The organism is Demequina capsici (assembly GCF_032102965.1).
Taxonomy (GTDB): Bacteria; Actinomycetota; Actinomycetes; order Actinomycetales; family Demequinaceae; genus Demequina; species Demequina capsici.
The window spans coordinates 1,815,553-1,837,821 of record NZ_CP134880.1 but is presented as its reverse complement, the minus strand read 5'-3'; the positions used below and the strand labels follow the sequence as shown (position 1 = coordinate 1,837,821).

Here is a 22,269-nt window from a genome sequence, read left to right as displayed (position 1 = left end):
TGTGGACATCGGTAGCCATCTGGGAGCCTGGGGACGACGGCACTTCGGCTCGGGTCGAAACTCCCGCGCGCGGTCAGGTATGATCGACCCCGCATCCGGCATGCCCGGATGACGTCGCGCGCCTATCGCGCCCGGACGGGGGATCACACCCGCGGCCGGGATGCGCCGGAGACGCAAGGTCCGAGCTCGCTCGGTGCGGAACCGCGCAGGCGCCAGGGGCGATCCCACCATGGGATCGCCGTCAACCGAACACCGGTGGGCTCGCCCACCACAACATCAGGCACGCGCAGGCGCGTGCGGAATAGGAAGTGCCATGGCCGTCGTGACCATGCGCCAGCTGCTCGACTCGGGTGTCCACTTCGGCCACCAGACCAGCCGCTGGAACCCCAAGATGAAGCGCTTCATCTTCACCGAGCGCAACGGCATCTACATCATCGACCTGCAGCAGTCGCTGTCGATGATCGACAACGCCTACGAGTTCGTCCGCGAGACCGTCGCGCACGGCGGCAACATCCTCTTCGTCGGCACCAAGCGCCAGGCGCAGGAGACCATCGCCGAGCAGGCCTCGCGCGTCGGCATGCCGTACGTGAACGAGCGCTGGCTCGGCGGTATGCTCACCAACTTCGCCACCGTGAGCAAGCGTGTCGCGCGCCTCAAGGAGCTCGAGCTCATCGACTTCGACGACGTCGCAGGCTCCGGCCGCACGAAGAAGGAGCTGCTCGGTCTTCGTCGCGAGAAGGACAAGCTCGCCAAGACCCTCGGTGGCATCCGCGACATGGCCAAGGTCCCCTCGGCCATCTGGGTCGTCGACTCCAACAAGGAGCACCTGGCGATCGACGAGGCGCAGAAGCTCGGCATCCCCGTCGTCGGCATCCTCGACTCGAACTGCGACCCTGACGACGTCTCGTACGGCATCCCCGGGAACGACGACGCCATCCGCGCCGTCGGCCTGCTCACGCGCGTGATCGCGGATGCGGTGGCCGACGGCATCAAGCAGCGTCATGCGGTCAAGACCGGCACCGAGGCCGAGGCCGAGGGCGTCGAGGAGCCGCTGGCAGAGTGGGAGCAGGAGCTCCTGGACGGCGCGAAGGCCGACGAGGCTCCCGCCGCCGAGGCTGCAGCCGAGGAGACCGTCGAGGCCCCCGCCGCCGAGGAGACCGTTGCCGAGACCGCCGAGGCTGCTGCCCCGGCTGACGAGAAGTAAGGACCCGCGACACATGGCGAACTACACCGTTGCCGACATCCAGGCGCTCCGCGAGCGCACCGGCGCCGGCATGCTCGACGTCAAGAAGGCGCTCGATGAGGCGGATGGCAACATCGACGCCGCCGTCGACATCCTTCGCGTCAAGGGCCTCAAGGGCGTGGCGAAGCGAGAGGGCCGCTCGGCTTCCGAGGGACTCGTCATCACTCACATCGCCGACATCGACGGCGGCCAGGCCGGCACGCTGATCGAGCTCAACTCCGAGACCGACTTCGTGGCGAAGAACGACAAGTTCATCGCGCTCGCCGGCGACGTGCTCGCAGCGGTGGTCGCCGCGGGTGCGGCAGACGCCGAGGCCGCGCTCGCCGCCCCGATCGAGGACACCACGGTCGGCGCCTACATCGACGCCGCGGCCGGCACGCTCGGCGAGAAGATCGTCCTGCGTCGCGTCGCCCGCATCGAGGCACCGGTCGTCTCCGAGTACCTGCACCGCACCAACAAGGACCTGCCCGCCCAGGTGGGAGTCCTCGTCGGGTCGGACGCGAAGGCGGCCGAGGTCGCGCGTGACATCGCGATGCACATCGCCGCGTACTCGCCGATCTACCTGGTCCGTGAGGACGCCTCCGAGGAGACGATCGCCAACGAGCGTCGCGTCGCCGAGGAGACCGCCAAGGCGGAGGGCAAGCCCGAGGCTGCGCTCCCGAAGATCGTCGAGGGCCGTCTCAACGGTTACTTCAAGGAGAACACCCTGGTCGACCAGGCCTTCGCGAAGGACCCCAAGACGACCGTGGGCAAGGTCATCGAGGCCACGGGTGGTCAGGTGACCGCCTTCGCCCGCTTCCGTGTGGGAGCCTAGTCTCCAGCCGGAACCAGCACACAGCATCAACCGCGCCGCGTCGCCAAGGAGGCAAGCCATGTCCGAGACCAGCTCGATCCCGGACACGGCGCCCCCGGCGGCGCGGCGCGTGCTGTTGAAGCTCTCGGGTGAGATGTTCGGGGGCGGCGGCATCGGCGTCGACCCCGACGTCATCTCCCGCGTCGCGCACGAGATCGCGGCCGCTGTGCGCGAGGGCGTGCAGGTGGCGATCGTGGTCGGCGGCGGCAACTTCTTCCGCGGGGCCGAGCTCAGCCAGCGTGGCATGGAGCGTGCCCGTGCGGACTACATGGGCATGCTCGGCACGGTCATGAACGCGCTCGCGCTTCAGGACTTCCTGGAGCAGTCGGGCGTCGCCACCCGTGTGCAGACCGCCATCACGATGGGTCAGGTCGCAGAGCCCTACATCCCGCTGCGGGCGATCCGGCACCTCGACAAGGGGCGCGTCGTGATCTTCGCCGCAGGCGCCGGCATGCCGTACTTCTCGACGGACACGGTCTCCGTGCAGCGTGCGCTCGAGGTGCGGTGCACCGAGGTCATCATGGGCAAGAACGGGGTCGACGGGGTGTACACGGCGGACCCGCGCCAGGACCCGTCCGCACGGAAGCTGGAGCACGTGACCTACCGCGATGCGCTGCAGCAGCGCCTCAACGTGATGGACGCGTCGGCGTTCTCGCTCGCGATGGACAACAAGGTCCCGATGGTGGTGTTCGGGCTCGAGGGCGAGGGCAACGTGACGAAGGCCCTGCTGGGTGAGAGAATCGGGACGCTCGTGACGGCCTGACGGGCCGCACTGACAAGGAGACGCACGTGATTGACGAGATCCTCCTCGAGGCTGAGGAGAACATGGACAGGGCGGTCGAGGTCGCCAAGGACAACTTCGCCTCGATCCGGTCGGGCCAGGCGTCCGCAGCGATGTTCGCTAACATCGCGGTGGACTACTACGGCGCGCCCACCCCGCTGCAGCAGCTGGCATCGATCACGGTGCCCGAGGCGCGCACCGTCGTGATCTCGCCGTACGACGTCGCCGCCAAGAAGGAGATCGAGAGCGCTCTGCGCAACTCGGACCTGGGCGTGAACCCGAGCGACGACGGCAAGGTGCTGCGCATCAACATGCCGCAGCTCACCGAGGAGCGCCGTCGCGACTACGTCAAGCTCGCGAAGACCCGTGCCGAGGAGGCGCGCGTCACCGTCAGGAACATGCGCCGCAAGGCCAAGGACCAGATCGACGCCGCAGTCAAGGACGGCGAGGTCGGCGAGGACGAGGGCACGCGCGGTGAGAAGGACCTGGACGCGCTGACGAAGAAGCATGTCGACGCGGTCGATGCACTTCTCGCGCACAAGGAGAGCGAGCTGCTCGAGGTCTGATGCGAGCACAGCACGCATCCAGGGGCTGCCGATGAGGTGGGGGCGGCGCCGATCGGCGCAACCTGAGGCCTCCCTCGACACCGGCAGTGCGGCGCCGCGTCCCGGTGACGTGGTGTGGCCGGGCGCGGTCGCCATCGATCAGAGGGGCGCGAGCGTGCTCGGCGGGATGGACGACGCAGGCGACGGGCTCGACGCCGACCTGGACCAGTCGGACCCCGCCTCCGCGGACGAGGTCGACGAGGTCCGTCCTCCAGGGGCGTCGCGCGCAGCTCGCGGGGGCCGGAACCTCACGGTCGCGACCGTCGTCGGGCTCGGCCTGCTGGTCGCCACCGTCGCCGCCGCGTGGTTCGACCCACGGGTGTTCGCGGTGCTGGTGTACGGCTTCCTCGTCGCCGCCGTGATCGAGTGGCGGCGCGCGCTGCTGCTGCAGGGTCGCAAGGTGCCGATGGTGCCGCTCGTCCTCGCGACGCTCGGCATGGGCAGCGCCACCTGGTTCGGCCGAGCCGAGGGCCTCACAGTGGCCGTGCTCGTCGGTCTCGCTGGGATCGTCGCGTGGCGCGCGGTCGACGAGCGGATCGAGAACACGCTCGCCGACTCGCTGGCGTCGGTGTTCACCCTGCTGTGGATCCCGTTCCTCGGGTCGTTCATCATCATGATGGAACAGGCCGACAACGGATGGCAGCGCGTCGTCGTGTTCGTGGTCGCCGTGGTGGGCAACGACACGGGTGGTCTCTTCGCGGGCATGCTGTGGGGCCGCCACAAGATGGCCCCGACGATCAGCCCGAACAAGACCTGGGAGGGCTTCGTCGGGGGAGTGGTCCTGGGCACCGTCGCTGCCACCGTCGCCGCGATGCTGCTGCTCGACGGCCGTTGGTGGCTCGGCACGCTCGTCGGTCTCGCCTGCACCGCCTCCGCGGTGCTCGGGGACCTCGCGGAGTCCGCGATCAAGCGCGACATCGATGTCAAGGACATGAGCTCCGCCATCCCGGGCCACGGTGGAGTGATGGACAGGCTGGACTCGCTGCTGCTGGCCGCGCCGGCGGCCTACGTGGTGTTCGCCGCGGCCCTCGGAACGTTGGGAAGATGATGAGCACCCCCGTCAAGCTGACATTCGCCGCGCCTCGTCGGGGCAAGCCTCCGCGTCACTTCGCGGACCTCACCGTCGACGAGCGCAAGGAGGCGATGCGCGAGCTCGGCCAGCCGTCGTTCCGTGCCAAGCAGCTGGCGACGCACTACTTCGACCATCTGACCGTGGACCCGGAGCAGATGACGGACCTGCCTGCCGACGCTCGTGGCGGCCTGGTGGAGGCCTTGTTCCCCAGCCTCATGAGCCCCGTGCGGTCGCTCGAGGCCGACAAGGGCGCCACACGGAAGACGCTGTGGAGCCTCCACGACGGCGTCAAGGTCGAGTCTGTGCTGATGAAGTATCCGGAGCGCGCCACGCTGTGCGTCACGAGCCAGGCCGGCTGCGGCATGGCGTGCCCCTTCTGCGCGACCGGCCAGATGGGCCTCACGCGCAACCTCTCGGCGGCCGAGATCATCGAGCAGGTGCGCCTCGCGGCGCGATCCGCGCGCGACGGCGAGCTGGGCGAGGAGGTCCGTCTGTCGAACGTCGTGTTCATGGGCATGGGCGAGCCGCTCGCCAACTACAAGGCGGTGCTCACAGCCGTGCGCACCCTGGTGGCGCCAGAGCCCGAGGGCTTCGGACTGTCCGCCCGCCATGTCACGGTGTCGACGGTGGGGCTGGTGCCCGCGATCGACAAGCTGGCGAAGGAGGGCATCCCGGTGACGCTCGCCGTGTCGCTGCACGCCCCCGACGACGAGCTGCGTGACGAGCTGGTGCCGATCAACACCCGCTGGAAGGTCGACGAGGTCCTCGACGCGGCACGGCGCTACTTCGACGCGACGGGTCGACGCGTCTCGATCGAGTACGCACTGATCCGCGACATGAACGATCATGCGCACCGGGCGGACCTGCTGGGCCGCAAGCTCAACGAGCGAGGCTCGGGCTGGGTGCATGTGAACCCGATCCCGCTGAACCCGACCCCCGGCTCCAAGTGGACCGCGTCCGACCCCGCCGTGGAGGACGAGTTCGTCCGGAGGCTCCGCGCTCACGGGATACCCACGACGATCCGCGATACTCGCGGAAGCGACATCGACGGCGCCTGCGGCCAGCTCGCGATCAAGGAGGATGACTGATGACGGACCTGTTCCCGCGCGCCGGCAGGCTCAAGATCGGGTATCGCCGCGCTCAGGTCGAAGAGTTCTTCACCGCAGCGCGCGAGGCCTATGAGGACACCGAGGGCGACACCATGGTCGCGCTCGATATTCGCCGCGCCTCGTTCGACCTCAAGCGCGGCGGGTACTCCACCCAGTCCGTCGATGCCGCGCTTGACCGGATCGAGCAGGCATTCGCCACCCGCCAGCGCGACTCGTTCGTCCGGACCCGCGGTCAGGAGGCGTGGCTTGCCGACCTCGCGGAGCGCGCTCAGGTGCTGTATCCGCGGTTGCGGCGCCCGCGCGGCGAGCGCTTCGCGCGTCCCGCAGGCCTGTCGGCGGGGTACGACGCCGGTGCGGTGGACGATGTGCTCGATCGGCTGACGAGCTTCTTCGACAGGGGCGAGCCGATGAACGCCGAGGATCTGCGGAGCCTGACGTTCTCGCGCAAGCCTCGCTGGGCGGCGTACGACGAGCGGGTCGTCGATGCCTACCTCGCACGGGCGGTGGACATCCTTCTCGGCGTGGCGTGATGGCCCGCTCGGTCTCGCTCCTGGGCTCCACGGGCTCGATCGGGACGCAGGCGATCGACGTGATCTCGCGCAACGCCGACGCGTTCGACGTGGTCGCGATAGCCGCGGGCGGCGCTGATCCCGACCTGATCGCCTCGCAGGCGGCGCTCGTGAGGCCCGCGCTCGTGGCGGTGGCCCGCGCGGAGGCCGCACCTGCGGTGCGCGATGCGCTGCATGCCCGCGGCGTGCGCGCCGAGGTGATCGCGGGGCCGGACGCGGTCGAGACCGCGGCGTCGGTGGGTGCCGACACGGTGCTCAACGGCGTGACGGGCTCGGTGGGGCTGAGGCCCACTCTCGCCGCGCTCCGGGCCGGATCCACTCTCGCGTTGGCCAACAAGGAGTCGCTCGTCGCGGGCGGCGCGCTGGTCAAGGCTGCGGTCCAGCGCGCAGATCAGATCGTGCCGGTCGACTCCGAGCACTCGGCACTTGCTCAGGCGCTGCGCGCGGGCGCGCGCTCCGAGGTCCGCCGTCTGGTGCTCACGGCCTCGGGAGGAGCATTCCGCGGATGGACGCGGGACATGCTTCAGGGGGTCACCCCGGAGCAGGCGCTCAAGCATCCGAACTGGGACATGGGCCCGGTAGTCACCATGAACTCCGCCTCGATGGTGAACAAGGCGCTCGAGGTGATCGAGGCCCACCTGCTGTTCGACGTGCCGATGCGGGCGATCGACGTGGTGGTGCACCCGCAGTCGATCGTGCACTCGATGGTGGAGTTCGTCGACGGCTCGACGATCGCCCAGGCATCGCCGCCTGACATGCGTCTTCCGATCGCGTTGGGGCTCGGCTGGCCCGACCGTGTTCCCGATGCCGCACCCGCGATGGACTGGACGCAGGCGCAGTCGTGGGACTTCCACCCGCTCGACGAGGACGCGTTCCCTGCGATCCGCGTCGCCCGCGCCGCGGTGGCCGCTTCGGGGCTGCACCCGGCGGTGTTCAACGCGGCGAACGAGGAGTGCGTCGCGGCCTTCGCGGCCGGTGCCCTTCCGTTCCTCGGGATCGTGGACACTGTCCGGAGCGTTGTGGAGGCGTATGAGGCGCCTGGCGTCGTGACGTTGGAGGCTGTGGATGAGGCGGAGCGGTGGGCCCGAGAGGCAGCGCGCGGCGCGATCCAGGCCCGATGACGACGGGCTGAGACAGCTTCCGAGCGGACGTAGGGTGAGGTCATGGAATTCCTGATCGGTGTGCTGGTGCTGGTGGTCGGGCTGCTGGTCTCCATCGCTCTCCACGAGCTGGGGCACATGATCCCCGCCAAGCGCTTCGGGGTGCTCGTCAGCGAGTACTTCGTGGGTTTCGGGCCGCGCCTGTGGTCGCGCAGGAAGGGCGAGACCGAGTACGGCTTCAAGGCCATCCCGCTTGGCGGCTACGTCAAGCTCGTGGGGATGGTTCCGCCCGCCTCAGCCGTGAAGCCGCTCCGACTCGGAGGGTGGGCGGGCCGCCTCATCGACGACACGCGAGCGCAGGCGGAGGAGGAGATCCCCGCGGGCCAGGATCACCGTGCCTTCTACCACCTGACGTGGTGGCGCAAGGCGATCGTCATGATGGGCGGGCCGGTGGTCAACCTCGTGATCGCGGTGGTGCTGTTCACGAGCGTGCTGTCGTTCGTGGGCGTGCCGACGCAGACCCTGGCCGTGGCGCAGGTCGTGCAGTGCGTGCCCGCCGCAGGCGCCACGGAGTGCGCCACGGGCGACCCGGTCGCCCCGGCGGCGGCTGCAGGCATCGAGGCGGGCGATGTGTTCGTCTCCGCGGACGGCGTGGCGCTCGGTTCCTGGACGGATCTGACCTCGTATGTCGCTGACAGGCCCGGCCAGCAGATCGCTCTGGTGGTCGACAGGAGCGGCGAGGACGTGTCGTTGACGGTCACGCCGGCGACGCGCACCGTCTACGAGTACGACGACTCGGGCGCGGTCGTGACGGACGCGGCAGGGGATCCGGTGACCCAGCAGGTCGGCTACCTGGGCGTGTACTCGCTGACGGAGTCGCAGCGGCAGCCGCTCTGGGCCGGCGCGTCCCTCACGTGGGACTACCTGGGACAGACTGCCGGTGTCATCGTCCACCTGCCTCAACAGGTCTATCACGTCGCTCGCGCGGCGCTCGGGCTTGAGGAGCGGACCACCGACTCGGTGATGGGCGTCGTCGGCGTTGGTCGCATCTCGGGCGAGATCGCATCGGCGAACATCGACGGGTACACGCTCGGCGAGCGCATCACCGACATGATGATGCTGCTCGCCGGCTTGAACCTTGCCCTCTTCGCCTTCAACATGATCCCGCTCGTGCCTCTCGACGGCGGACACGTCGTCTCGGCGCTGTGGCAGGGCATCAAGAACGGCTGGGCACGTCTGCGCGGCCTCGCGGCTCCGCGGCCCGTGGACGTCGCGAGGATGATGCCGCTGGCGTACGGCGTGTTCGCGCTGCTGCTCGTGATGGGTGCTGTGCTCGTCTACGCGGACATCGTCGCCCCCGTGACGATCGCCTGACGCCTCGAAGGAATAGCGCGCTCATCGCGCCTCGTTGACGCTTGCAAGGACCTTCCCCAGGACGCCGGCCAGGCGCCGTGGGGTGGTCGGGACATGAGGAATACTGAAACCATGACAGCGATCGGACTCGGCATGCCGGCCATGCCGGCACCAGTGCTCGCCCCGCGACGCAGGACCCGCCAGATCAAGGTGGGCGACGTGCTCGTCGGCGGCGACGCCCCCATCTCGGTCCAGACGATGACCACCACCAAGACCCACGACATCAACGCGACGCTTCAGCAGATCGCCGAGCTCACGGCGGCGGGCTGCGACATCGTGAGGGTCGCGTGCCCCACGCAGGACGACGCGGACGCGCTGCCCGCCATCGCGAGGAAGTCGAACATCCCTGTCATCGCGGACATCCACTTCCAGCCCAAGTACGTCTTCGCGGCGATCGAGGCGGGCTGCGCCGCGGTGCGCGTCAACCCCGGCAACATCAAGCGGTTCGACGACCAGGTCAAGGAGATCGCGCAGGCCGCCAAGGACCATGGCACGTCTCTGAGGATCGGGGTCAACGCGGGCTCGCTCGACAAGCGCCTGCTCGAGAAGTACGGGAAGGCGACGCCTGAGGCGCTCGTCGAGTCTGCGGTCTGGGAGGCGAGCCTCTTCGAGGAGCACGACTTCCACGACTTCAAGATCTCGGTCAAGCACAACGACCCCGTGGTGATGGTGCGCGCCTACGAGATGCTGTCTGAGCGCGGTGACTGGCCGCTGCACCTGGGCGTGACCGAGGCGGGACCCGCCTTCCAGGGCACCATCAAGTCGGCGACCGCCTTCGGCGCCCTGCTGAGCAAGGGCATCGGGGACACGATCCGTGTGTCCCTGTCGGCGCCGCCCGTCGAGGAGGTGAAGGTCGGCATCCAGATCCTGCAGGCGCTGAACCTGCGCCCGCGCAAGCTTGAGATCGTGTCGTGCCCGTCGTGCGGTCGCGCGCAGGTGGATGTCTACGAGCTTGCGGAGAAGGTGACCGCGGGGCTCGAGGGCATGGAGGTGCCCTTGCGTGTCGCGGTCATGGGCTGTGTCGTGAACGGCCCTGGAGAGGCGCGTGAGGCAGATCTCGGCGTGGCCTCGGGCAACGGCAAGGGCCAGATCTTCGTGAAGGGCGAGGTCATCAAGACGGTCCCGGAGCGTGACATCGTCGAGGTGCTGATCGAGGAGGCGATGAAGATCGCCGAGACGATGGAGCCGGTCGAGGGCGCGGAGCCCCAGGTGATCGCGGCACCATGACGGACTCGCTGCTGCGGAGGGCACAGCACGCGCTGGCGCCCCTGCAGCGGCGCGAGGTGGACGCTGCGCTCGCCATGTGCGCCGCGGACCCCGTCTCCTCCGTGCTTCCGGCCATGCACCTCGAGGTCGCGCGCGACAGCGGGGTGGTGCCGCGCGGCATGTGGGCGGTCAGGCGGCGCTCCGGCCTGCAGCGCGAGCTGGCCGGCCTGGTGTGGAACGGCGCGAACCTTTCGGCGATCCTCCCCGTGACGCCCGACGATCCCGCGGGCGACGAGCTGCGCGCCGACGTCGCTGGCGGCATGGTCGCCCGGCTGTCGCGTCCCGCAGCGCTGGTGGGCGACGCCGGCCTGATCCTGGACCTCTGGGGTCGGGTGGAGCCGTGGTGGGGTCCTGCGCGCGAGATCCGACCGCGACAGCTGTCCATGGCGATCGGCTCCGATCCCACGCCGCAGGCGACGCCCCGCGCCGGGGACGACCTGCAGGTGCAACCGCTGCGCCGAGCAACGCTCGACGACTACGACATCCTGCTCCCTGCCTGCGTGCACATGTTCATCGGCGAGGTCGGCTACGACCCGATGCGGCACGGCCGGGCCGCCTACGAGGATCGGTTGCGCTACCTGGTGCGTGCTGGGCGTTCGTTCGTGCAGCTGGGCTCGCTCAGGGGGCGCCTGCCCGAGGTGATCTTCAAGGCCGAGGTGGGCGTGCTGGGCGGGGGAGTGGCGCAGATCCAGGGGGTGTGGACGCATCCCGAGCTGCGGGGGCGTGGAATCGCCCGTGCAGGCATGGAGGCGCTGGTGCGCTCCGTGAGGGCGGAGGTCGCCCCGACGGTGTCGCTGTACGTGAACGACTTCAACTCGCCCGCGCTGGCCGTGTATCGGCGTGTGGGCTTCCGCGACGTGGGAACGTTCGCCACCGTCATGTTCTGACGCCCTTCGCACCTGTGCGTGTCCGAGCGGTCGACGGCACCTCGGGCCCCGCTGTCGCGGATAGGCTTAGCGCATGCTCCGCATGTCCACTCTGTTCCTCCGCACTCTGCGTGAGGACCCGGCCGACGCCGAGGTCGCCTCGCACAAGCTCCTGGTCCGCGCCGGCTACATCCGCCGTGCCGCGCCCGGCATCTACACGTGGCTCCCGCTCGGGCTCAAGGTGCTGGCGAAGGTCGAGGCCGTCATCCGCGAGGAGATGGACGCTGCGGGCGGCCAGGAGGTGCACTTCCCTGCGCTGCTTCCGCGCGAGCCCTACGAGGCCACGAACAGGTGGACCGAGTACGGCCCGAACCTGTTCCGCCTCGCGGACCGCAAGGGCGCCGACTACCTGCTGGCGCCGACGCACGAGGAGATGTTCACGCTGCTCGTGAAGGACCTGTACTCGTCGTACAAGGACCTGCCGCTGACGATCTACCAGATCCAGACCAAGTACCGCGACGAGGCGCGTCCTCGCGCGGGCCTGCTGCGGGGCCGCGAGTTCATCATGAAGGACTCGTACAGCTTCGACGTGGAGGACGCGGGCCTCGACGCCTCGTACGCCGCGCAGCGCGCCGCGTACATCCGGATCTTCGAGCGCCTGGGCATCGAGTACGTCATCGTGCAGGCGCAGTCGGGTGCGATGGGCGGCTCCAAGTCCGAGGAGTTCCTGTCGCCGACCGAGGTGGGCGAGGACACCTTCGTCCGGTCGCCCGGCGGGTATGCGGCCAACGTCGAGGCCGTCACCACCCCCGTCCCTGCGGCGCTGCCGCTCGCGCAGGCGCCTGCCGCCCACGTGGAGGACACGCCCGACACTCCGACCATCGCGACTCTCGTCGCGGTGGCGAACGCGCAGCAGCCGCGTGAGGATCGCGACTGGACGGCCGCAGACACGCTGAAGAACGTCGTGCTGGCGCTGACGTCCCCGGCCGGTGAGCGCTCGCTGCTCGTCGTCGGCGTGCCCGGCGACCGCGAGGCCGACCTGACCCGGCTCGAGGCGGCGCTGTCGCCCGCCGCGGTGGAGCCTGCCACCGAGGAGGACTTCAAGGCCTACCCGCAGCTGGTGAAGGGCTACATCGGCCCTGGCGTGCTCGGCCCGCAGGCTCGTCCCGAGAACGTCGCACGTGGCGACGAGGGCGACGCCGCCATCCCCTACCTGGTGGACCCTCGCGTCGTCGAGGGCACGCGCTGGATCACGGGAGCGAACGAGCCGGGTCGTCATGTCTTCGACCTGACCATGGGGCGCGACTTCGTTGCCGACGGCACGATCGAGGGTGCGGAGGTCCGCGCAGGCGATCCCGCTCCGGACGGATCAGGCCCCCTCGAGCTCGCGCGTGGCGTCGAGATCGGCCACATCTTCCAGCTGGGTCGCAAGTACGCGGACGCGCTCGATCTCAAGGTCCTCGACGTCAACGGCAAGCAGCAGGTCGTGACGATGGGCTCGTACGGCATCGGCGTGACGCGTGCGGTGGCGCTGCTCGCGGAGAACAACCATGACGAGCTCGGCCTGTCGTGGCCGATCCAGGTGGCGCCCGTGCATGTCCACGTGGTCGCCACCGGCAAGGACGACTCGGTCTTCGAGGCCGCAGAGGAGCTTGCGTCCGCGCTCGAGGCTGACGGGGTCGAGGTGCTGTACGACGACCGCCCCAAGGTCTCGCCCGGAGTCAAGTTCAAGGACGCCGAGCTGCTCGGCGCCCCGTACATCGTGGTGGTGGGTCGAGGCCTGTCCGAGGGCACCGTCGAGCTGAAGACCCGTGCGACGGGGGAGTCGGAGCAGGTGTCGGTGGACGGCGCGGCTGCGACCGTCGCCGCCCGCGTCCGTGAGGCGCTCGCCCGCGCGCGATCGTGAGTTCATCGCACGGACACCGGGTCGCCAGCCCCACGTCATCCGGGTCGGATAGCCTGCCGCTGTGACGGAGATCTGGGCGCATCGCGGCGCGCGGCTCGTGGCGCCTGAGAACACCCTCGCCGCCTTCGCGGCCGCGGCGGAGGTGGGCGCCGACGGCGTCGAGCTGGATGTGCACCTGACGGCCGACGGCCGTCTGACGGTGCGCCATGACCCGCTGCTGACGCTCCCGGACGGGAGCGTCGTGCCGCTCGCCCAGCTGACGCGCGCAGAGGTGGCGCAGGCGGATGTCGGCGACGCAGGCTCGGGCGTCCATCGAGTCCCGCACCTGAGCGAGGTGCTGGAGCTCCTGAGCCCCACCTCGATGCGCGTGAACGTCGAGATCAAGGTGGGCACCAAGGCGCCGTATCGGGGCATCGGCGAGGCGGTGGCCTCGGCGGTGCGCGGCGCGCGGTGGGCCGACAGGGTCGTGGTGTCGTCGTTCGACCATGTGGGCCTGCTCGAGGTCCGTGAGCACGCGCCCGGGCTCGAGCTGGCACCGCTGTACGCCGACGGACTCGCACGTCCGTGGGACTATGCGGCGATGCTGGGCGTCAAGGCGATGCATCCGTTCGCGCCTACGCTGCAGCGGCCCGGCACGGTGGAGTCGTTCCGTGCGGCAGGCATCGCGGTCAGGCCCTGGACCGTCATCGATCCCGCAGAGATGCGGGCGTTCATGCAGGCCGAGGTGGACGCGGTCATCGTGGACGATCCTGCGACGGCGATCGCGGTGCGGGACGTGGTGGCAGCGGGAGCGAAGGGCGATGCGTCGCGTGAGGGCGGCGGTCTCGCGCCCGCGCTGATCTGAGCGACGGGTTCGTCAGCCCTCCGCTGTCGGCGACGCCGACGTCGTGGCGATCTGCGTGAGGCCCGGCAGGTCCGGCAGCTCCCACACGGTCCAGCCGTCCACGAGCATCGCGGCTGCGTACGCATCGTAGGCGCCGTCCATGAGCCACCGGACGTCGGACGAGCCAGCCTCGATGGCGTCGGCGGCGTACGCGGAGGCCACGGCGTCCTCGGCCGCTCGCGCAGTGGCCGCGCGTGAGGCGGCGTCCTCGACCGACGTGGCGAGCGTCGAGTAGACCTCGGTGCGCGCGTCCGCGCCACCGGCGAGCGCCTGCAGGGCGTCGGACCGCTCCTCGTGGATCGCGGCTCGCGCGAGAGCGTTCGCCCTGTCCGCGCCGGACTCGCGGGTGGCGATCAGCTCGTAGACGTAGCGCGCCTGGTCGTGCCGGAGCGCGAGCTCTGCGAGCTGATCGGATGCGACCGCCGTGGAGGAGGGCACCGTACCCGCGTCGGGTGCATCGCTCGTGGGGAGGGCACGGGCCGCAGGCACCTGCGCATATACGGCCCCGTCGATCTGCTCCGCCCAGAGGGCGAGCCCGTGGACCAACGACGCTGTGGTGGCCCAGGCGCGGACGTCTCCGTCGGTCGCGCTCTGTGCCAGGTCGACGCTGGTGTCGAGTGCGGCCGTGAGCGTGGCGACGAGATCGGGGGAGGTGGCCTCCGGCGACGGCGAGGCGGAGGGTTCGGCAGCGGGGTAGGCGACGTACTCGGGTCCGACCCCGGCCACGAGGGCCTCGAGGCTGTGACGTTCCAGGTTCGCGGCAAGGCTGTTCTCGGACGCGGCGTCGACCGCGTTCTGAACCTCTGCGAGCGACGTCGCGAGAGCATCCCTCTCGGTGACGGCGGCCGATGCGGACCTGGTGGGCTCGGGCGCGGAATCGACCCGGATGCAGCCTGCAAGAAGGAGCGGCGCCAGCGTGAGCAGGGTGAGGAGCGCGTGCGCGCGCCGCCGGTCGCGGGTCATGGGCGCCATCATGACACGGCTCCGGCGTGCGTCTAGAATGTCCTGCGAGCGAATTTCAGGAACGGAGCGCGCCGACGGCGCGCGGGGAGGCAGGCTATGGACATCACGGAGCGCATCGCAGACCTGGCGGCCCCCGCAGCCGAGGCCGCGGGCCTGGTGCTCGACGGCGTCGAGGTGCATCCGGGCGGCAAGCGCTCCCGTGTGGTCGTCACCGTGGATCTGCCCGAGACGGAGGTCGGCTCGGCCGACCTCGACTCGATCGCCGACGCCTCACGTGGCATCGGCAAGGCCCTCGACGAGGCTGACGTGATGTCCGGCGAGTACCTGCTCGAGGTCTCGACGCCGGGGACCTCGCGCCCGCTGACGGAGCGTCGCCACTTCATGCGCGCCCGCACCCGGCTGGTCGTGATCGACCTCGTGAGCGGTGACCAGGCGCGCGGTCGTCTGGTGGAGGTCTCGGAGGACGCCGTCGTCCTGGACGGCGCCGCGGGCGAGGTGACGGTGCCGATGGCGAACATCGCGCGCGGGGAGATCGAGCTCGAGCTCAAGCGGATCGAAGAGGACTGAGGAAGACACCTGTGGACATTGACATGATGGCGCTGCGCTCCCTGGAGCGCGAGCGCGACATCTCCCTGGACGTCCTTGTCGACGCGATCGAGCAGGCGCTCGTGTCCGCGTACCACAAGACGCCTGGCGCCTATCGGAACGCGAGGGCTCACCTGGACCGGACCACCGGGCACGTGACGATCCTCGCGAAGGAGCCCGTGGCGGACGAGTCGGACGCGGACCCTGACTCGATGCCCGAGTTCGACGACACTCCTGCGGACTTCGGTCGCATCGCCACGGCGACGGCGCGCCAGGTCATCGTCCAGCGCATGCGCCAGGCGGGCGACGACGCGGTGCTCGGCGAGTACGCCGGCCGCGAGGGCCATCTGGTGTCCGGCGTGATCCAGCAGAGCGCTGACCCCAAGAACGTCCACGTGGACATCGGTGACGTCGAGGCGCTGCTGCCGCAGCACGAGCAGGTGCCCACGGAGGAGTACGTGCACGGGGAGCGGCTGCGCGCGTACGTGCTGCAGGTGGCGCGAGGTCAGAAGGGTCCGTCGATCATGCTGTCGCGCACCCACCCGGGCCTGGTGCGTCGCCTCTTCGAGATGGAGGTGCCTGAGATCGCCGACGGCACCGTGGAGATCATGAGCCTGGCGCGCGAGGCCGGCCACCGTTCCAAGATGGCGGTCCGCGCCACCGTGGCAGGCGTCAACGCGAAGGGCGCCTGCATCGGACCCATGGGCGCGCGCGTGCGCGCCGTCATGAGCGAGCTGCGTGGCGAGAAGATCGACATCGTCGACTGGGACGACGATCCGGCGACGTTCGTCGGCAACGCCCTGTCGCCGTCGAGGGTCGTCTCTGTCACGGTCGTGGACCCGGAGGCGCGTGCGGCGCGGGTGATCGTCCCCGACTACCACCTGTCGCTCGCGATCGGCAAGGAGGGGCAGAATGCCCGCCTCGCCGCCCGTCTCACGGGGTGGCGCATCGACATCCGATCCGACGAGGCCGAGGGCTCTCACACGCCCGACGGGGCCTGACGGTCGGGACAGCGGGTAGACTGGTGCAGCCGAGAGACTCGTCTCGTGCCGCCGAGCCACCGAAAGCGCCTTCCGAAGGCCCTGTACGGACGTGTGTCGGATGCAGGGGACGAGCGTCTCGGTCGGTTCTCGTGAGGGTCGCCGTCGTCGACGGCGTCGCTGTGTTCGACGCGGCGAAGACCCTCCCCGGACGTGGGGCCTGGCTCCATCCCGGGGACGACTGCCTCGAGCTCGCGCTCAGGCGGCGTACTATCGGACGTGCGTTGCGCGCGCCCGACGTCGATCTGAGCGCGCTCGCAGTGCGGTAGCGTGGACCGCGTCCACCAGCCATCAGGCCTGACAGAACGGGATGAAAGCCCATGGTCAAGCAGTGAGTACCTCGAAATGAGTTACCAGCCGTAACGATGGCTCGACCCCTGTCTCGGTCGAGCCGAGACAGGAGAATTGTGGCAAAGCCCCGCGTTCACGAGATCGCGAAGGAGCTCGGAGTCCCGAGCAAGGACCTGATCGCCAAGCTCAACCAGCTCGGCGAGTACGTGAAGGGTCCGTCCTCCACCCTGGAGGCCCCGGTCGTGCGCAAGGCCCGTGAGGCCTTCCCTCAGACCGGCACCAAGCCCGCCGCGAAGCCCGCGGCTGCCAGGCCCGCCGCCCCGAAGCCCGCCGTCAAGCCTGCGGAGCAGGAGGAGGCGTCCGCACCCAGGGCGTCCGCACCCAAGCCTGGCCCCAAGCCCGCACCGAAGCCGGCCGCGCCTGCGCCCGCGCAGACGGTCGACGAGCAGGCGACGCCTGCCGCCGCCGCACCCGCGGCCTCCGAGGCGCCTGCCGCTGTGGCGGACGATGCGAAGCCGAAGGGCCCGACCCCGGCCGACATGCCGAAGCCGCGCCCGCGTCCGGGCGGCAACAACCCGTTCTCCGACCGTACGGCGGGTCCGCGTCCGCGCCCGCGTCCGGGCGGCAACAACCCGTTCCAGGGCCCTCGCACGGGTGGCGCTCCGCGCCCCGGCGGCGGTGCGCCCCGTCCCGGAGGCGCTCCGCGTCCGGGCGGTGCCGCTCCTCGTCCCGGTCAGGGCTTCGGCCCGCGTCCTGCGGCGCCTGCCGGTGGCGCAGGCGGCCCCGGTGGTGCACGCGGCGGCCGCGGTGGCTTCGGCGGTCCTGGCGGTGCTGCAGGCGCCGGTGGTCCCGGTGGACCCGGCGGTCGTCCCGCGCCCGGTGGGCGTGGACGCGGCGGCGGCACGGCCGGCGCCTTCGGGCGTCAGGGCGGTCGCCCGGTCCGCTCGCGTAAGAGCAAGCGTGCGAAGCGCGCAGAGTACGAGCAGCAGCAGGCGCCGTCGATCGGCGGCGTGCAGATCCCTCGCGGTGACGGCACCACGCAGATCCGTCTGCGGCGTGGCGCCACGCTGAGCGACTTCGCCGAGAAGATCGATGTGAATCCCGCGTCGCTGGTGACGGTCCTGTTCCACCTCGGTGAGATGGCCACCGCCACGCAGTCGCTCGACGAGGACACGTTCGAGGCGCTCGGCGTCGAGCTGGGCTACAAGATCCAGATCGTGTCGCCTGAGGACGAGGACAAGGAGCTGCTCGAGGACTTCGGCCTCGACCTCGACGCCGAGCTCGAGGCGGAGACCGATGAGGAGCTCGAGCCTCGCGCCCCGATCGTGACCGTCATGGGCCACGTCGACCACGGAAAGACGCGCCTGCTGGACGCGATCCGCCATGCCGACGTGATCTCCGGCGAAGCGGGTGGCATCACCCAGCACATCGGTGCCTACCAGGTGCATCACGAGCACGACGGAGTCACGCGTGCCATCACGTTCATCGACACCCCTGGTCACGAGGCGTTCACCGCCATGCGTGCCCGTGGTGCGCAGGTCACCGACATCGCGATCCTCGTGGTCGCGGCCGATGACGGCGTGATGCCGCAGACCATCGAGGCGCTGAACCACGCCCAGGCGGCGAACGTGCCGATCGTGGTCGCGGTCAACAAGGTGGACAAGGAGGGGGCCAACCCCGACAAGATCCGGCAGCAGCTCACCGAGTACAACCTGGTGGCCGAGGAGTGGGGAGGCGACACGATGTTCGTGGACGTCTCCGCGCTCAAGGGCCAGGGCATCGACGAGCTGCTCCAGGCGGTCCTGCTCACGGCTGACGCCGGTCTGGACCTGCGCGCGAACCCGAACAAGGACGCCCGAGGCGTCGCGGTGGAGGCGCACCTGGACAAGGGTCGCGGTGCGGTGGCGACGGTGCTGGTGAACTCCGGCACGCTTCGCGTCGGCGACGCGATCGTCGCGGGTACCGCTCACGGTCGTGTCCGTGCGATGTTCGACGAGCACGACAACCTCGTCACCGAGGCGACTCCGGCGCGTCCGGTCCTCGTCATCGGTCTCACGTCCGTCCCGGGCGCAGGTGACTCGTTCATCGTGGCCGAGGACGATCGCACGGCCCGTCAGATCGCTGAGAAGCGTGCGGCCGCAGAGCGTGCCGCCCAGCTGGCCAAGCGTCGCAAGCGCATCTCGCTCGAGGACTTCAACAAGGCCCTCGAGGAAGGCAAGGTCGACACCCTCAACCTCATCATCAAGGGTGATGTGTCGGGTGCCGTCGAGGCCCTCGAGGACGCCCTGCTCCAGATCGACGTGGGCGACGAGGTCGACCTGCGGATCATCCACCGCGGCGTCGGTGCGGTGACGCAGAACGACGTGAACCTGGCGACGGTCGACAACGCGATCATCATCGGCTTCAACGTGCGTCCCGCCGAGAGGGTGCAGGACATGGCCGACCGTGAGGGCGTCGACATGCGCTTCTACTCGGTCATCTACCGTGCTCTCGAGGATGTCGAGGCCTCTCTCAAGGGCATGCTCAAGCCCGAGTACGAGGAGAAGCAGGTCGGCGCGGCCGAGATCATGGAGATCTTCCGCTCGTCCAAGTTCGGCAACATCGCAGGCTGCCTCGTGCGCAGCGGCGCCATCAAGCGCAATGCGAAGGCGAAGGTCGTCCGGGGCGGCACCGTCATCGGCGAGCCCACGATCGACACGCTGCGTCGCTTCAAGGACGACGTCACGGAGGTCAAGGACGGCTTCGAGTGCGGTATCGGACTCGGCAAGTTCAACGACATCCAGGTCGGCGACATCATCGAGACCTTCGAGATGGTCGAGATTCCGAGGGACTGATGAGCGACAACCCCCGTGCGCTTCGGCTCGCGGGCACGATCAAGAAGATCGTCGCCCGCGCGCTGGAGGGCGAGATCAAGGACCCTCGTCTGGGGTTCGTGACGGTCACCGACGTGCGCGTGACCGGGGACCTGCAGCAGGCGTCGGTGTTCTACACGGTCCTCGGCTCCGACGAGGACCGTGAGGGCACCGCCGCCGCGCTGCAGTCGGCGAAGGGTCTGCTGCGGTCCAAGGTGGGCCACGAGCTGGGCATCAGGTTGACGCCCAGCCTCGAGTTCCACCTGGACGCGGTGCCCGAGTCCGCGGCCTCCCTCGATCGTGCCCTCCACGAGGCGCACGAGCGAGACCAGGAGCTGCGACGCCTGCGTGAGAACGCGCAGTACGCCGGGGAGGCGGACCCGTACCGTCACCACGACGAGGACGACGAGGCGTAGCCCGGTGGGTCGTCGACCCAGCGACGAGCCCACGCCGGGCCTGCTCCTGGTGGACAAGCCGCAGGGCTGGACGTCGCACGATGTCGTGGCTCGTTGCCGACGGCTTGCGGGCACCCGCAAGGTCGGTCATGCCGGCACGCTCGACCCGATGGCCACGGGTCTGCTGGTGCTGGGCATCGGTCGGGCGACCAAGCTGCTGACCTACATCACCGGGCACGACAAGGCGTACGAGGCGACCATCCGCCTGGGTGAGTCCACCGTGACGGACGACGCGGACGGCGAGGTCACCGCCTCTGTGGACGCGTCCGGGGTGACCGACGAGGACATCGCTGCGGCGGTGCTCGCCCTCACGGGCGACATCATGCAGCGTCCGAGCTCGGTGAGCGCGATCAAGGTCGACGGCAAGCGGTCGTATGCGCGCGTGCGTGGGGGAGAGGATGTCGAGCTTCCCGCGCGTCCCGTCACCGTCGGCAGTTTCGAGGTGCGCGACGTCCGTCGTGATGGCGCAGCAGTGGACCTCGACGTGCGTGTCGAGGTGTCGTCCGGCACCTACGTACGCGCCCTGGCGCGTGATCTCGGCGGGGCACTGGGCGTCGGCGGGCATCTGACGGCGCTGAGGCGGACCCGGATCGGACGCATCCCCGTGGACGAGGCCGCCACCCTCGACGATCTCACCGCCCGGGTCGAGGCCGGCGAGCCGCTGCCCCTGCTCCCCCTGGGACCGGCCGCCGCAGCGACCCTGACGCCCATCGCGGTCGACGACGATGACGCGAAGGCTCTTGGTTACGGACAGTGGGTCGCGGCGAGAGCCGGCGACGAGGGGGAGCACCTTGCGCTCCTTGACGGCTCGGGGGACCTGGTGGCGATCGGAGAGCGCCGCGGCGGGAAGGTCAAGCCGGTCGTCGTGATGCGCCCGGCAGGGACTGCGGCACAATGACCGACATGCAGGTGTGGCGCGCGCTCGACGAGGTCCCTTCGGACCTGGGGCCCACCGTGGTGACCATCGGGAACTTCGACGGCGTCCATCGGGGGCATCGTGCCGTGCTCACCCGCATGGTGGCGGACGCGCGAGAGCGCGGCATGCGGGCCGCGGCGATCACGTTCGACCCCCACCCTCGCGCGGTTCACGACCCTGCGCACCCTCCGGAGCTCATCACCGGCGTGGAGGATCGGCTCGAGCGGCTTGCCCAGACCGGCCTCGACGGCGTCCTGCTCCTTCGGTACACGCTCGACTTCGCTCAGCAGACGCCGGAGGACTTCGTCCGCACGCACCTCGTCGACGGCTTGGGAGCCGCAGTGGTCGTGGTGGGCAGGGACACGAAGTTCGGGCGCGGAAACGCGGGTGACGTCGACACGATGCGCGAGCTGGGCTCGAAGCTCGGCTTCGAGGTCGAGGTCCTTGCCGACGCGGGAGACACCGACGCGCGGGGCCGACGCTGGTCGTCCACGTGGGTGCGCGAGCTGCTCGAGGACGGGCGCGTGCACGACGCCGAGGACGTGCTGGGTTGCCCGCACCGTCTGCGGGGCACCGTGGTGCACGGCGACAAGCTGGGGCGCACGATCGGCTTCCCCACCGCGAACATCGCGGTGGATGCGGGCATGATCCCCAGGCACGGCGTGTACGCGGGATGGCTGACGGTGCTGGACGGGGGCGGGAACCCGCGGGCCGCTGAGCGGCTCGGCGTGAGGATGCCGGCGGCGATCAGCCTGGGCATCAACTACACCGTCGGAGGTGACTCGCTGCGGGTGGAGGCGTACGTGATCGACGGCGTGGACCTCGATCTGTACGACGCACGCGTGGCGCTGGACCTCGTGGCGTGGCGGCGTCCCATGCTCGACTTCGGGTCCGTCGAGGCGTTGACGGATGCGCTTGCCGAGGACGTGGCATGGTCGCGCGACGCGCTGGGCGTCCCCGCGCGCTGACCTCCGGCACCGGGGGTCAGGTCGCCGCGCGGTGGCGCGTGAGGTAGAATCGTCGTCGCCGTTCAACGGCCGCGGTTCCTAGTGCCCCGGTGAACAAGCCCGGGTGCGCCGCGCAACGATACTCAGAAGGAGAGAACTGTGCCGCTCGACGCAGCAGTGAAGAAGTCCATCATGGCCGAGTACGCCACCAGCGAGGGCGACACCGGTTCGCCCGAGGTCCAGGTCGCTCTCCTGAGCGCCCGCATCTCCGACCTCACCGAGCACCTCAAGGAGCACAAGCACGACCACCACTCGCGTCGTGGCCTGCTGCTGCTCGTCGGTCGCCGTCGCAACCTGCTCAACTACCTTGCGAAGGTCGACATCGACCGCTACCGCAAGCTGATCGAGCGCCTCGGTCTGCGCCGCTAAGACTTCCGCCCCGGGGCCTCACGGCCTCGGGGCGATTTCTGTGTCACGCTAGTGACCGGTGGCTAGCCGCCACCTCACAACTTCACCAAAGAAACGCGTCCCGGTGCCTGGTCCTCGGTAGTGGC

Annotated in this window: 22 protein-coding genes; 21 read left to right on the top strand and 1 reads right to left on the bottom strand. The window is 69.9% G+C overall.

Annotation, left to right across the window (positions count from 1 at the left end; translation table 11 throughout):
- The first annotated feature begins 313 nt into the window (after positions 1-313).
- From rpsB to RN607_RS08740, 13 genes are all read left to right on the top strand, one after another.
- Positions 314-1,204, top strand: coding sequence for a 30S ribosomal protein S2 (gene rpsB, locus RN607_RS08800; RefSeq protein WP_313541944.1), 891 nt, complete (start codon positions 314-316; stop codon positions 1,202-1,204).
- A 13-nt stretch (positions 1,205-1,217) separates the two neighbouring features.
- The gene (tsf, locus tag RN607_RS08795; RefSeq protein ID WP_313496316.1) at positions 1,218-2,057 is read left to right on the top strand and encodes a translation elongation factor Ts; all 840 of its coding nucleotides are present in this window, start codon (positions 1,218-1,220) and stop codon (positions 2,055-2,057) included.
- A gap of 58 nt (positions 2,058-2,115) precedes the next feature.
- On the top strand, positions 2,116-2,859 hold the full coding sequence (gene pyrH, locus RN607_RS08790) for a UMP kinase (RefSeq protein ID WP_313496313.1): 744 nt from the start codon (positions 2,116-2,118) through the stop codon (positions 2,857-2,859).
- Positions 2,860-2,885: 26 nt separating this feature from the next.
- Positions 2,886-3,443 (top strand): ribosome recycling factor, encoded by a 558-nt coding sequence (gene frr / locus RN607_RS08785; RefSeq protein WP_313541943.1) that lies wholly within the window; start codon positions 2,886-2,888, stop codon positions 3,441-3,443.
- A gap of 166 nt (positions 3,444-3,609) precedes the next feature.
- Positions 3,610-4,530 (top strand): phosphatidate cytidylyltransferase, encoded by a 921-nt coding sequence (locus RN607_RS08780; RefSeq protein WP_313541940.1) that lies wholly within the window; start codon positions 3,610-3,612, stop codon positions 4,528-4,530.
- Entirely contained in the window at positions 4,527-5,642 is a 1,116-nt protein-coding gene (rlmN, locus tag RN607_RS08775; protein WP_313496308.1) for a dual-specificity RNA methyltransferase RlmN, read from the top strand. The genes RN607_RS08780 and rlmN overlap by 4 nt, the downstream gene beginning before the upstream one ends.
- Positions 5,642-6,193: a DivIVA domain-containing protein gene (locus RN607_RS08770; RefSeq protein WP_313541938.1), complete on the top strand. Its 552-nt coding sequence runs from the start codon at positions 5,642-5,644 to the stop codon at positions 6,191-6,193. Before rlmN ends, RN607_RS08770 begins: the two co-directional genes overlap by 1 nt.
- Entirely contained in the window at positions 6,193-7,353 is a 1,161-nt protein-coding gene (dxr, locus tag RN607_RS08765) for a 1-deoxy-D-xylulose-5-phosphate reductoisomerase (protein ID WP_313541936.1), read from the top strand. The genes RN607_RS08770 and dxr overlap by 1 nt, the downstream gene beginning before the upstream one ends.
- Positions 7,354-7,395: 42 nt before the next feature.
- The gene (locus RN607_RS08760; protein WP_313496304.1) at positions 7,396-8,706 is read left to right on the top strand and encodes a M50 family metallopeptidase; all 1,311 of its coding nucleotides are present in this window, start codon (positions 7,396-7,398) and stop codon (positions 8,704-8,706) included.
- A gap of 111 nt (positions 8,707-8,817) precedes the next feature.
- Positions 8,818-9,972, top strand: a complete 1,155-nt coding sequence (gene ispG, locus RN607_RS08755) for a flavodoxin-dependent (E)-4-hydroxy-3-methylbut-2-enyl-diphosphate synthase (protein ID WP_313496303.1) — start codon at positions 8,818-8,820, stop codon at positions 9,970-9,972.
- Entirely contained in the window at positions 9,969-10,898 is a 930-nt protein-coding gene (locus RN607_RS08750; RefSeq protein ID WP_313541933.1) for a GNAT family N-acetyltransferase, read from the top strand. The genes ispG and RN607_RS08750 overlap by 4 nt, the downstream gene beginning before the upstream one ends.
- Positions 10,899-10,980: 82 nt before the next feature.
- Positions 10,981-12,783 carry a proline--tRNA ligase gene (locus RN607_RS08745; protein ID WP_313545410.1) on the top strand — a complete coding sequence of 601 codons (1,803 nt, stop codon included), beginning with the start codon at positions 10,981-10,983 and terminating at the stop codon, positions 12,781-12,783.
- A 61-nt stretch (positions 12,784-12,844) separates the two neighbouring features.
- On the top strand, positions 12,845-13,627 hold the full coding sequence (locus RN607_RS08740; RefSeq protein ID WP_313496301.1) for a glycerophosphodiester phosphodiesterase: 783 nt from the start codon (positions 12,845-12,847) through the stop codon (positions 13,625-13,627).
- A 12-nt stretch (positions 13,628-13,639) separates the two neighbouring features.
- On the opposite strand, the gene RN607_RS08735 is transcribed toward RN607_RS08740, so the two are convergent.
- Positions 13,640-14,629 (bottom strand): DUF4439 domain-containing protein, encoded by a 990-nt coding sequence (locus RN607_RS08735; protein WP_313541930.1) that lies wholly within the window; start codon positions 14,627-14,629, stop codon positions 13,640-13,642.
- A gap of 96 nt (positions 14,630-14,725) precedes the next feature.
- On the opposite strand from RN607_RS08735, the gene rimP reads away from it, so the two are divergent.
- From rimP to rpsO, 8 genes are all read left to right on the top strand, one after another.
- Positions 14,726-15,196, top strand: coding sequence for a ribosome maturation factor RimP (gene rimP / locus RN607_RS08730; protein ID WP_313496298.1), 471 nt, complete (start codon positions 14,726-14,728; stop codon positions 15,194-15,196).
- An 11-nt stretch (positions 15,197-15,207) separates the two neighbouring features.
- Entirely contained in the window at positions 15,208-16,215 is a 1,008-nt protein-coding gene (gene nusA / locus RN607_RS08725; RefSeq protein WP_313496297.1) for a transcription termination factor NusA, read from the top strand.
- Between the two features lie 131 nt (positions 16,216-16,346).
- A complete protein-coding gene (locus RN607_RS08720) occupies positions 16,347-16,523 on the top strand; it encodes a YlxR family protein (protein WP_313541927.1) in 177 nt (58 codons plus the stop codon).
- 138 nt (positions 16,524-16,661) lie between these two features.
- Positions 16,662-19,379, top strand: a complete 2,718-nt coding sequence (infB, locus tag RN607_RS08715) for a translation initiation factor IF-2 (RefSeq protein WP_313541924.1) — start codon at positions 16,662-16,664, stop codon at positions 19,377-19,379.
- Positions 19,379-19,813 carry a 30S ribosome-binding factor RbfA gene (rbfA, locus tag RN607_RS08710; RefSeq protein WP_313496291.1) on the top strand — a complete coding sequence of 145 codons (435 nt, stop codon included), beginning with the start codon at positions 19,379-19,381 and terminating at the stop codon, positions 19,811-19,813. Before infB ends, rbfA begins: the two co-directional genes overlap by 1 nt.
- A gap of 4 nt (positions 19,814-19,817) precedes the next feature.
- Positions 19,818-20,750 (top strand): tRNA pseudouridine(55) synthase TruB, encoded by a 933-nt coding sequence (truB, locus tag RN607_RS08705; protein ID WP_313541921.1) that lies wholly within the window; start codon positions 19,818-19,820, stop codon positions 20,748-20,750.
- Positions 20,747-21,736 (top strand): bifunctional riboflavin kinase/FAD synthetase, encoded by a 990-nt coding sequence (locus tag RN607_RS08700; protein WP_313541919.1) that lies wholly within the window; start codon positions 20,747-20,749, stop codon positions 21,734-21,736. The genes truB and RN607_RS08700 overlap by 4 nt, the downstream gene beginning before the upstream one ends.
- Positions 21,737-21,874: 138 nt before the next feature.
- Positions 21,875-22,144, top strand: coding sequence for a 30S ribosomal protein S15 (gene rpsO, locus RN607_RS08695; protein ID WP_313496285.1), 270 nt, complete (start codon positions 21,875-21,877; stop codon positions 22,142-22,144).
- Positions 22,145-22,269 lie beyond the last annotated feature (125 nt).